A 12,412-nucleotide genomic window follows, 5' to 3' on the forward strand; every position below is an offset into this window, starting at 1 on the left:
CACGGCAGTTGCGGCTACAGCGGCGTGCCCCGCTTGAAGCAACTGTGTTACACGCTGGAAACCGCACTGCGTAAGGGGGCGGATTTTCTTGAACTGGAGCCGGAGTGGCTGGAACTGCTCGATGAAATCGCCAATGTACGGCGGGCAGCGCAGGCGCATTTGCAGTAGTCATAACAGCCTTTCACGTTATCTATAGGACTTATCGCTGGCTAGACTTTTTTTACGCCAGTGACAAGTCCTGTAGTGTCTACCTGCGCTTTATCCTGCGGCTCTACTCTGTATATCACTTAATAATTCTATGACGCTATTTTTTAAAGGGGATTTGAGATATTCAAAGATTGGCAAGGCTTTCTGATACATTGCTTCAGCGCGCTGAAATTCACCTCTGGCCTTATACAGATTCCCCAGGTTACCGTACTGATTTGCCATCCCTTCTTTGAAGCCTTGTGACACGTTGATGGCTAAGGATTTCTGATACATCTCTTCAGCACGATCAAACTCACCTCTGGTCATGTACAGCGTCCCGAGATTACCATATTGTTTTGCCATGCCCTCTTTTCGTTCTAGAGCCTCATTGATAACCAAGGCTTTCTGATACATCTTTTCAGCATGCTCAAGTTCGCCTCTGGCCTTATACACATTTCCAAGATTGCCATAGTTGCTTGCCATACCATCGTTAAGACCTAGAGCCTCAAAAATCACCAAAGATTTCTGGAACATCTCTTCGGCAAGATCGAAATCACCTCGTCGTCGATAAAGAACACCGAGGTTACCGTATTGATTGGCCATGCCCTTTTTTCGATTCAGTGCCACATTGATAGCCAAGGATTTCCGATACATCTCTTCCGCGCGATCAAGTTCACCTCTGATCTTATAGAGGACACCCAGGTTACCATATTGACTTGCCATACCCGCTTTGTGACCTAGTGCCTCATTGATAGCTAATGATTTTTGGTACATGTCTTCCGCACGTTCAAGCTCTCCTCTCGTCTTATAGAGGACGCCAAGGTTGCCATAAACCATAGCTGTACCCTGTGAGTGTTCATCTGGTCCACTGATATCTAGCAACTTTTTCAAGACCAAAAAAGCAGAATCTAAATCACCAGTACGCTTATAAAATTCATAACCAAGCAGCAAAACACGGAGATTCATTGTTTCTACAACAAGCTGTGCAAACTTTTGCCGCGCGTATTCAATTCGCCCCTCGAGAGATAACTGCGCTGCATCTTCAGCCATTTGAAGTTGCATGGCCTCAACCTTCAGAAGGGCTTCTCTTTTTGCATCACGCGCATCCTCTGCTTCTTTCATTTTGGTGATAGCGAGATTTTTTGCCTTCTCAACCTCGTTCAATGCAGAGAGAGGGAGCACATTCATATCGCGTTGTTTATCCGATTTTGGTAACTCATCTTTTGCAAAGGCTCGAAGATGTCGATCCACTTCAGAGACAAATGATTTTTCATCGTCAAAATAGTGATAAAGCACTTGCCTTGTTTCTTCTAATTGTTTTCTAAACTCCATCACTTTTTTAAGCTGAGGGCCGGCATCTGCCTCTGATTCAGGATCTACGCGTTTAAAAAAGACAAATATTTCAGGCTTCTCTTCTTTTTTCCACCGTTCGAGAGCGCGATGAAATTCTTCCTCAGTATAAGAAGAAAAGGGTTGTGCATCAGGTGCTGGCTGCCCCCAGCGCCTATTCATTACCAAGATAAATACGTCACATCGGTCAATATCTTCGTTGATAACAGATTGATTTCTTCGGCCCGTTGAAGCCAACGTGTCTTCCCAACCCAATGCGTTAAATTCAAGATCGGCACCATCACCGAAACCGACATTAAGTTGATTAATTGCTTTTCTAAAGTACTCCCGCTCATTTGAAAGATCACCGGGCGAAGCGATGAATACAGATATTTGTCTTTTCATATTGTTGATACCGGCACCTAAACTAAATTCAGCATTGTTTTAGACACAACACTTGCTTGATCAAAGCGACTGGTTCTTGAACATAAACCAGCCACCATTTATCAAATGGATACACACAACAATATGCGGATTAATATAAGTTTTCAACAACTTATCATTGCGCGTCGCCCCCGGCACCAGCGCGGGGACGACGAAGAAAGGAGCCGCCAGAAACAGTCGGCAAAGAAAGCATTATTGGAGCGTTTGCGCCAGCTTGATGGTTGCGGCGACGTTACGTGCCGTCATGCGCACGTTGGCTGCCGCGTTGTCCAACGCTTCCTCCAAAGAACAGATGTTGTAAAGCACGCTGAATACCGCATCCAGGCCGTGTTCGTGCACCACGCCCACATCCGCTGTCAGGCTTCCCGCAATCCCGACCACCGGTTTATTGTAACGCTTCGCCACGCGCGCCACGCCAATCGGCACTTTACCGTGCACCGTCTGGCTATCGATACGCCCTTCACCCGTGATCACCAGCGACGCGTCCCGCACCAGTTCATCCAGTCCCAGCGCTTCGGTGACAATCTCAATACCCTGACGCAGTTCCGCGCCGCAGAAGGCCAATAACGCAGCACCCATACCACCGGCTGCCCCGGAGCCCGGCACCTGATCCACATCGATATCCAGGCTGTGACGGATCACCTCGGCGTACTGCTTGAGCGCATTATCTAACTGCACGATCATCGCCGGCGTCGCCCCTTTTTGCGGCCCGAACACTGCAGAGGCACCCAGCCTGCCGGTCAGCGGGTTGGTGACATCGCATGCCACTTCAAAGCGGCAGCGTTTAATACGTTGATCCAGTTCGCTGACATCAACACGTTTCAGTGCATCCAGTGCGCCGCCGCCAAAACCGATCGATTCGCCCTGCGCATCCAGCAGTTTTGCCCCTAACGCCTGCGCCATGCCCGCGCCGCCGTCATTGGTGGCGCTGCCGCCGATACCGATAATGCAGTGTTTTACCCCGTGGTCCAGCGCGCTGCGAATCAGCTCTCCCGTACCATAGCTGGTGGTCAGCAGCGGATTACGCTGCGCAGGAGGTACCCGCTCCAACCCGCTGGCCGCCGCCATTTCGATAAAAGCGGTTTTCTCATCACCCGACAGACCGAAAAAGGCGTCGATCTTGTCTCCCAACGGACCGGTAACCTGAACCTCGACAATTCGCCCTTGCGTTGCCGCCACCATGGCTTCAACCGTACCTTCGCCGCCATCCGCCACGGGCAGCTTGACGTAGCTGGCATCAGGAAAAATTTCCCGAAAACCGGCTTCAATCTGTGTAGCAACTTCCTGTGCTGACAAGCTTTCTTTATAAGAATCCGGTGCGATAACTATTTTCATAAACGATCCGATTTCATAAACGATCCACCAGTATCAACGGGCGCGGAGTCGTTACGGGTCAGTATGTCAGGTCGGTATCGAATCGTCGTCGTACCGACCTGTTGCCTTAGCGCGTCACTTCAACTTTGGCCAGCTTTTCGTAGTACCGTGCTAATGCACAGTGATCGGCCGTTCCCAGCTCGTCCGCTTTCAGCGCCTGCATCATTTCCATCACCGCCGCTGTTAACGGCAACTGCGCACCAACGCCGTGTGAGGTATCCAACGCGTTCGCCAGATCCTTGATGTGCAGATCGATACGGAAGCCCGGTTTGAAATTGCGATCCATCACCATCGGCGCTTTGGCATCCAGCACCGTGCTGCCCGCAAGCCCACCGCGAATGGCCTGATAGACCAGATCCGGGTTTACGCCCGCTTTGGTCGCCAGCACCAGCGCTTCAGACATGGCGGCGATATTCAACGCCACGATCACCTGGTTAGCCAGTTTGGTCACGTTGCCCGCACCGATGTCGCCGGTGTGCACCACCGAACCCGCCATCGCTTTCATCACGTCGTAGCAGCGATCGAATATCGCCTTGTCACCACCCACCATCACGGAAAGGGTGCCGTCGATGGCTTTCGGCTCACCGCCGCTGACCGGTGCATCCAGCATCGCGATGCCTTTTTCGGCCAGTGCGGCAGCAATTTCACGGCTAGCCAGCGGCGCAATGGAGCTCATATCAATCACGATGCTGCCTTCGCGCGCACCGTCGATCACGCCGTTTTCACCCAGCACCACGTCTTTCACGTGCGGAGAATTGGGCAGCATGGTGATGATGATATCGCTCTGCTCAGCGACCGCTTTGGCGGTGTCAGCGGCGGTGGCGCCCGCGGCAACCACTTCAGCGACCACAGCGCTGTTTCTGTCGGAAACCACCAATGAGTAACCTGCTTTGATCAGGTTTTTACTCATCGGTTTACCCATAATGCCCAGTCCAATAAAACCAATTTTCATTACGTTAACCCCGTAGTCCGATCGTTAAATGCGGTAATGGCCTGACTGGCCCGGATTTATTCAAATGACTTTTTGAATTTGTCACACAGTGCCGCAGTGGCACCCCGGAACACGCCCAGATCGCTGCCGACGGCAACAAAGCTGGCACCCCACTCCAGGTAACGGCGCGCATCTGCTTCAACCGGTGCCAAAATGCCGCTCGGTTTGCCGTGCGCTGCTGCACGCTCAAAAATATGGCGGATGACTTTCTGCACTTCCGGGTGATTTGGCTGCCCCAGATAGCCCAGTGCCGCAGAGAGATCGCCCGGTCCGACGAAAATACCGTCCACACCGTCAACCGCCGCAATGGCATCCAGGTTATCGACACCTTCCTGGGTTTCGATCTGCACCAACACCGTGATGTTGTCGTTGATGGTGGCGAAATAGTTAGGTTCGGTGCCGAACGCATTGCTGCGATGACCGACAGAGACACCGCGAATACCAGCAGGGGGATAACGTGTAGACGCCACCGCGCGTACCGCTTCTTCTTCGGTTTCCACAAACGGGATCAGGAAGTTATAGAAACCGATATCCAGCAGACGTTTGATGATGACGGGTTCATTGCAGGGCGGGCGCACCACCGGCGCGCTGTGGCTGCCTTTGAGCGCCATCAGCTGAGGAATAAAGGTGCTGATGTCATTCGGCGCATGCTCTCCATCCAGCACCAACCAGTCAAACCCGGCCAGTCCCAGCACTTCGGTAGAAATGGGATTAGCCAACGCGCACCAGCAACCGATCAGGGTTTTTCCCTCAGTCAACTCCTGGCGAAACCGATTTGGCAACAATGGCGTCTTCATGTTTTATCCTTACTCTTTATCGCACCGCCCCGGATGAGGCGGCGTACAGCGTGAATTAACGAACCAGGCAGGGGCGTTTGTTATCGAACGTCCAGCCAGGAATGAGATACTGCATGCCAACCGCATCGTCACGTGCGCCTAGCCCCATGTTTTTGTACAGCTCGTGCGCTTTCATCACCTGATCCATATCAAGCTCAATGCCCAGACCCGGTTTCTTCGGCACTTCAATCATACCGCCGACAATTTTCAGCGGCTCTTTGGTGATGCGTTGGTTGCCTTCTTGCCAAATCCAGTGCGTATCGAGCGCGGCGATTTTGCCCGGTGCAGCAGCACCGACGTGGGTGAACATGGCGAGCGACACGTCAAAATGGTTATTGGAGTGTGAGCCCCAGGTCAAGCCCCACTCGTGGCACATCTGCGCGACGCGTACCGAGCCTTGCATGGTCCAGAAGTGCGGGTCCGCCAGCGGGATATCGACCGATTGCAGAGAGATGGTGTGGCCCATCTGACGCCAGTCAGTGGCGATCATGTTGGTGGCCGTCGGCAAGCCGGTCGCACGGCGGAACTCAGCCATCACTTCGCGGCCAGAGAAACCCTGCTCTGCACCGCACGGATCTTCTGCATACGCCAGCACACCGCGCAGTTGTTTACCAAGGCGAATGGCCTCTTCCAGTGACCAGGCACCGTTGGGGTCAAGCGTAATGCGCGCCTGCGGGAAACGTTTGGAGAGCGCAGTGACCGCTTCCGCCTCTTCGCTGCCTGCCAGCACGCCGCCTTTCAGTTTGAAATCGTTGAAACCGTATTTTTCATAGGCTGCTTCGGCCAAACGGACTATCGATTCCGGCGTCAGCGCTTCTTCATGACGCAGGCGGTACCAGTCGCATTTTTCATCCGGCTGGCTCTGATACGGCAGGTCCGTTTTGTTACGATCGCCGACATAGAACAGATAACCGAGCATTTCCACGGCGTCACGCTGTTGACCATCACCCAGCAGGGCGGCAACCGGCACGTTGAGGAACTGGCCCAGCAGATCCAGCATCGCGGCTTCGATCCCCGTTACTACGTGGATGGTGGTACGCAGATCGAAGGTTTGCAGTCCGCGCCCGGAAGCATCGCGATCGGCAAACTGGTTACGCACGGCATTCATGACATTCTTATATTCGCCCAGCGTTTTACCGATCACCAAAACCGATGCATCTTCCAGCGTTTGGCGAATTTTCTCGCCGCCGGGAATTTCACCCACACCGGTATGACCTGAGTTATCTTTCAGAATCACGATATTACGCGTGAAATAAGGCGCATGCGCACCGCTCAGGTTCAGCAACATGCTGTCATGTCCCGCAACGGGAATGACTTGCATGTGGGTAATAACCGGTGTGGATTGTTGTAGGGTCATGTTGTTATCCTTTTAGTCTGTCTTTCGGTAGCTGTCGTTATGAAGCGTGCTTTACTCAAGCGTTTACCTGCCCGTTGCGCAGGCCCGTTTACTAACGGCCGAAAACGGGGCGCTTACGATCAAATGTCCAGCCGGGAATAAGGTACTGCATGGCCGCAGCGTCATTACGCGCGCCGCTCGGCAGCTTTTTGTGTAACTCATGGGCTTTCATGACTTGCGCCATGTCCAGCTCAACACCCAGCCCTGGACGATCGGGTACGGCAATTTTACCGTTGACGATCTGTAGCGGCTCTTTGGTCAGATGCTGCCCTTCCTGCCAAATCCAGTGGGTATCAATCGCAGTAGGATTACCCGGTGCCGCTGCGCCAACGTGGGTAAACATGGCCAATGACACATCAAAGTGGTTATTAGAGTGGCAACCCCAGGTCAGGCCCCAGTCGTTACACAGTTGCGCGACGCGCACTGCGCCGTGCATGGTCCAGAAATGCGGATCTGCCAGCGGGATATCCACCGCTTGCAACATCACGGCGTGGTTCATTTCACGCCAGTTGGTGGCGATCATATTGGTTGCCACCGGTAGGCCAGTCGCGCGACGGAACTCAGCCATGACCTCACGGCCCGAGAAACCTTGTTCTGCCCCACAGGGATCTTCGGCATAGGTCAGAATGCCGTTCATGCCTTTGCACAAACGGATGGCCTCATCCAGTAGCCAGGCCCCGTTGGGATCGACGGTGATACGGGCATCCGGGAAACGTTTCTTCAACGCCTTCACCGACTCAATCTCTTGTTCGCCCGGCAGTACCCCACCTTTCAGTTTGAAATCTTTGAAACCGTAACGATCGGCGGAAGCCTCGGCCAACCGCACAATGGCGTCGCTGTTCATTGCAGCCTGATGGCGCAGGTGATACCACTCGTGCTTGCCGGTTTCTCCCGGCAGATAAGGCAGATCCGTTTTGGTGCGATCGCCGATGTAGAACAGGTAGCCCAACACCGTGACTTCATCACGCTGTTTGCCCGGCCCAAGCAGCTCGGCAACCGGCACGCCAAGGAACTGGCCTTGTAAATCCAGCAGCGCAGCTTCCAGCGCCGCCACGGCGTTGACCCGCAGTTCAAACGTCCAGGCCCCTTTGCCGAAGGCGTCAAAATCGGAGGATTGGTTACCGGTATGCACGTCATGCACCAGACGATTCATACGCGCAATCTGTTCACCCTTCACGCGGGGGATCGCATCGACCAGCGTGCGATAAATCACCTCACCGCCCGGCGCTTCACCCACGCCGGTGTGACCCGCACTGTCGGTCAACACCACCAGGTTGCGCGTGAAGTAGGCGCCGTGTGCGCCGCCAATGTTCAACAGCATGCTGTCATAGCCGGCAACCGGGATAACCTTCATGTCGGTAATGACCGGAGTACTCTGGGTATTATTTATCATCGTGTGTTCCAGCCGAGGTCGGTGTCAGCGCGGAAGAGACAAATTCTCACTACAGGGCAACGTATCTCCGCGCACCGTCGTTGCTCTACTGCATCAAATTATAATGACTGACATGCGCCGGCTCATTGGGCGAGTGCACAACATTTTGTCTCAGGATAATGATTAAATGGTAACTCGGCACAATGCATTGCGAAGTCATTCACGAAATTAGCGTTTATGTGAAGTGGACGTGAAAAATGGCACACAGCCAATAATTGCTGCTCGAGAAAAATAACGCTTAAGAATATTTTAATGACCGCCCTCATTATTATTTCATTTTTTATAAAACAAAAAACAGCGAAAACAGAGGGAACAAAAGAGAGGCGTAAAATAACAAGCGAAAAGCGGAAGGATACGTGATGCAGATAAGCACGCAAGCGGTGCTGATAACACGGGGAACGGGCATGGAGCCTGAAATGGCACAGGTCAGGCGTTATCCGCCTGACCTGTTGAATCGATTACCCTTTGAAAAGTTTCAATTCGATACGCTTGATATCCTGCACAATAAACAGGTAGCTGATAATAGCCACTGCCGCGTGGACACCCACATAAATCAAACCACCGTTAAAGGAGCCGGTCATGCCAATAATATAACCAATAGCAATCGGGGTAACGATACCGGAAATATTACCAAACATATTAAACAGACCGCCGCTCAACCCGCTGATCTCTTTCGGTGCCGTATCCGCCATCACCGCCCAACCCAGCGCGCCAATGCCTTTACCGAAGAACGCCAACGCCATCACGGCGATAACCACCCACTCCGTCGACACGTAGTTACAGATAACCATCGACATGGAGAGCAACATCCCCAGTACGATAGGCGTTTTGCGCGCCAGCGTCAGGTTTTGAGTACGACGCATCAGGTAGTCGGAGATCACCCCGCCCAATACCCCGCCAATAAAACCGCAAATGGCAGGCACGGAGGCAACGAAACCGGCCTTGAGAATGGACATGCCTCTGGCCTGTACCAGATACACCGGGAACCAGGTGATAAAGAAGTAGGTCAATGCGTTAATGCAGTACTGGCCGAGATAGACCCCCATCATCATACGCGAGGTCAGCAATTGTTTAATCTGGAACCACTTCTCTTTACCCGGTACTTTGGCCTTGTTGGCCGCCGCATCCATATTGATCAGTGCACCACCCGCTTCGATATAATCCAGTTCCGCCTGGTTCATGCCGGGGTGATCTTTCGGATCGTGGATCATTTTCAGCCACAGGAAGCTTATCAGAATACCGAAACCGCCCATGAACCAGAACACGTGTGCCCAGCCCACCGCGTGCACCAGCCAGCCCATAATGGGGGCGAAGATCACGGTCGCAAAGTACTGCGCAGAGTTGAAGATCGCCACGGCAGTGCCACGCTCTTGCGCCGGGAACCAAGCAGCAACGATACGACTGTTACCGGGGAAAGAGGGCGATTCGCACAGGCCAACCATAAAGCGCAGTGCAAACAAGGACACCACGATGGCCGAGCCCTGGAACAGGTCAACAAAGCCTTGCAGCAAGGTGAACAGTGACCAGGTGAAAATACTCCAAAAGTAAACGCGTTTGGAACCAAAACGGTCAAGCAGCCAACCGCCCGGAATTTGGCCGATCACATAGGCCCAAGAGAATGCAGAGAAAATATACCCCATCCCCACGGCGTCCAGGCCAATTTCCTTTGACATGGCGGAGCCAGCAATCGAGATGGTGGCGCGGTCGCCATAGTTAAATGACGTGACTATAAATAACATCACGACAATCCAGTAGCGGGCGTTTGTTCTCTTTTGTATAGCGCCAGCTGCTGAGCTTACTGTATTCATGATGAACTCCTGCTGTCGATCACGGTTAGTTCATTCATTCTCAATAACGCATTCATGGAAACAGAATGCCGTAGGGTTATCAGAATGAAAGTGTGGTAAATCACTAATTATTTAGCCTTTGAGCTTTATATTGCGAACGCTTCAGTGTTGTCACTTTGAAATAGTTAACCGAATCATTCACTCGCCAGAAGATTATAAATTCCGTCAATTGCTGGCTCACTAGCGAAAGGCACAACATTGAAAATCATTTTTTAAATATGTTGGTGCAGTTGCCCTATCGACTGGGAGGTATTTCACGAAAATCGACGATTCGCGCGGTACGTCACATTGCTGATAATCCCCTCTCGCCCCCGAAGAATCCACACGGGGCGATGTGTGATAGCACTCACCTCTTGTTGTCCTAACGCCACAGAAAAAACGGGATTAACGGCAAAAAATAGGTCACTTGCATAATGCACCCCCAGAGTCTGGGCTTTATACTCGTCCACGAGCAATGAAGAATTAGCCGACAGCGATAGTAACGAACGTTATTTTACAGACCGAGAATAAAGGCTTACATCATGTCAGAAAAAAAAGTGACAGATTCCGCACTGGAAAAACCGCTTTATATTAAAGTCCACGAATCCGATAATGTTGCTATTGTCGTCAATAATAATGGATTACGTGCTGGTACCCGTTTTTCGGACGGGCTTGAATTAATTGAACATGTCCCTCAAGGGCATAAAGTTGCGCTGAGTGACATTAATGCCACAGAGGCCATTATTCGTTACGGCGAAATTATTGGTTATGCCGTAAGGCCGATTGCACGTGGCAGTTGGATTGATGAATCTCTGGTTGAATTACCGGATGCGCCACCGCTGGAAACACTGCCGCTGGCGACAAAAGTGCCTGCACCGTTACCGCCGCTGGAAGGCTATACCTTCGAGGGCTATCGCAATCCAGATGGCAGCGTGGGCAGCAAAAACCTGCTTGGCATCACCACCAGCGTGCACTGCGTCGCTGGCGTGGTTGACTACGTGGTGAAACTGATCGAACGCGATCTGCTGCCCCGCTATCCGAATGTTGATGGCGTCGTGGCGTTGAACCATCTCTACGGCTGTGGTGTTGCCATTAACGCGCCAGCTGCCGTGGTTCCCATTCGTACCATTCACAATCTGGCGTTGAACCCCAATTTTGGCGGAGAAGTCCTGGTTGTCGGTCTGGGTTGTGAAAAACTGCAACCGGAACGTCTGCTGGAAGGCACCCCCGATGTACACGCCATTTCGCTGGATGACACCAGTATTGTGCGTTTGCAAGATGAGCACCATGTGGGGTTCCAGTCTATGGTCGATGACATTCTCACCATGGCGGATCGCCACCTGCAACGTCTTAATCTGCGCCGTCGCGAAACGTGCCCGGCTTCTGAGTTGGTGGTGGGGATGCAGTGCGGGGGCAGCGATGCCTTCTCCGGCGTGACGGCCAACCCGGCAGTGGGTTATGCCTCCGATTTGCTGGTGCGCTGCGGCGCGACCGTGATGTTCTCTGAGGTCACCGAAGTGCGCGATGCGATCCACCTTCTCACACCGCGCGCCGCGACCGAAGAAGTGGGCCGCCGTCTGCTTGAAGAGATGGCCTGGTATGACAACTACCTGGATACCGGAAAAACCGATCGCAGTGCCAACCCGTCCCCCGGCAATAAAAAGGGTGGGCTGGCGAACGTGGTAGAAAAGGCGCTTGGCTCAATTGCCAAATCAGGTCAAAGCGCCATTTCCGAAGTGCTCTCTCCAGGGCAGCGCCCAACCAAACGCGGGTTGATTTATGCGGCAACGCCTGCCAGCGATTTTGTCTGTGGCACCCAGCAGTTAGCCTCAGGCATTACCGTGCAGGTTTTCACCACAGGTCGTGGCACACCGTATGGCCTGTTGGCCGTGCCCGTGATCAAAATGGCGACCCGCACCGCATTAGCGGAAAGATGGCATGATTTGATGGACATCAATGCAGGCACAATTGCCACTGGTGATGCCACCATTGAGCAGGTAGGTTGGGAGCTGTTCCATTTTATCCTTGATATTGCCAGCGGAAGGAAGAAAACCTGGTCAGATCAATGGGGCCTACATAACGCACTGGCGGTATTCAACCCCGCGCCTGTAACTTGATAAATAAACCTTTTTTATATTTCGCCGGCCCACTTATCGTTGGCCGGCGTTTATTTTTTTATTCTATCGCTGATTAATTCTTTCTGTTTATCCTGTAACCCTTTGGAGGGATTATAAGATTTTTCCCACAAATAACGCCCCTCATTTTATTTACAAATTTGAACAAATTTGCAAACCAAAGTAACAATTAAGCGTTCTATTCATCCTGAAATTTCACATGAAATTATTATAGCTGCATGCTTTAACTCATTATATTAACTGGGTTTTATATTTAAAAAAGTGCTATTTGAAAATGAATGAATTGACAGCATCCTCAGCAACATCATAAATTTACACGTTCTGATGTTTGCGTGTTCAAATTTGAACGCGGGATTGTCGCACCCCGTGCCCACAGTGACGTGGCAAACGTCATCAGTGTGAAGTTATTACATTTTTATGATCATTAGAGCAGTGACATAAATTAATAACCTTTAATTTTGCA

The 12,412-nt window shown here is 52.0% G+C and carries 9 protein-coding genes; 2 read left to right on the forward strand and 7 right to left on the reverse strand.

The window, feature by feature from the left end; all coding sequences use genetic code 11:
• On the forward strand, nt 1-168 hold a 168-nt coding region (locus J5224_RS16190), incomplete at its 5' end, for an Hpt domain-containing protein (protein ID WP_264626381.1).
• Nucleotides 169-258: 90 nt separating this feature from the next.
• On the opposite strand, the gene J5224_RS16195 is transcribed toward J5224_RS16190, so the two are convergent.
• From J5224_RS16195 to J5224_RS16225, 7 genes are all read right to left on the reverse strand, one after another.
• Nucleotides 259-1,920: a tetratricopeptide repeat protein gene (locus J5224_RS16195; RefSeq protein WP_264626352.1), complete on the reverse strand. Its 1,662-nt coding sequence runs from the start codon at nt 1,918-1,920 to the stop codon at nt 259-261.
• A 231-nt stretch (nt 1,921-2,151) separates the two neighbouring features.
• On the reverse strand, nt 2,152-3,294 hold the full coding sequence (locus J5224_RS16200) for a glycerate kinase (protein ID WP_264626353.1): 1,143 nt from the start codon (nt 3,292-3,294) through the stop codon (nt 2,152-2,154).
• A 106-nt stretch (nt 3,295-3,400) separates the two neighbouring features.
• On the reverse strand, nt 3,401-4,285 hold the full coding sequence (gene garR, locus J5224_RS16205; protein ID WP_264626354.1) for a 2-hydroxy-3-oxopropionate reductase: 885 nt from the start codon (nt 4,283-4,285) through the stop codon (nt 3,401-3,403).
• A gap of 56 nt (nt 4,286-4,341) precedes the next feature.
• Nucleotides 4,342-5,121: a 2-dehydro-3-deoxyglucarate aldolase gene (garL, locus tag J5224_RS16210; protein WP_195312217.1), complete on the reverse strand. Its 780-nt coding sequence runs from the start codon at nt 5,119-5,121 to the stop codon at nt 4,342-4,344.
• Between the two features lie 55 nt (nt 5,122-5,176).
• Nucleotides 5,177-6,517 carry a glucarate dehydratase gene (gene gudD, locus J5224_RS16215; protein ID WP_264626355.1) on the reverse strand — a complete coding sequence of 447 codons (1,341 nt, stop codon included), beginning with the start codon at nt 6,515-6,517 and terminating at the stop codon, nt 5,177-5,179.
• Between the two features lie 91 nt (nt 6,518-6,608).
• The gene (locus J5224_RS16220; RefSeq protein WP_413544686.1) at nt 6,609-7,949 is read right to left on the reverse strand and encodes an enolase C-terminal domain-like protein; all 1,341 of its coding nucleotides are present in this window, start codon (nt 7,947-7,949) and stop codon (nt 6,609-6,611) included.
• Nucleotides 7,950-8,446: 497 nt separating this feature from the next.
• Nucleotides 8,447-9,796, reverse strand: coding sequence for an MFS transporter (locus J5224_RS16225; protein ID WP_264626356.1), 1,350 nt, complete (start codon nt 9,794-9,796; stop codon nt 8,447-8,449).
• Between the two features lie 560 nt (nt 9,797-10,356).
• Between J5224_RS16225 and garD the strand changes: the two genes are divergently transcribed.
• On the forward strand, nt 10,357-11,931 hold the full coding sequence (gene garD, locus J5224_RS16230) for a galactarate dehydratase (RefSeq protein WP_264626357.1): 1,575 nt from the start codon (nt 10,357-10,359) through the stop codon (nt 11,929-11,931).
• Nucleotides 11,932-12,412: the final 481 nt, after the last annotated feature.

The organism is Candidatus Symbiopectobacterium sp. NZEC135 (assembly GCF_025962695.1).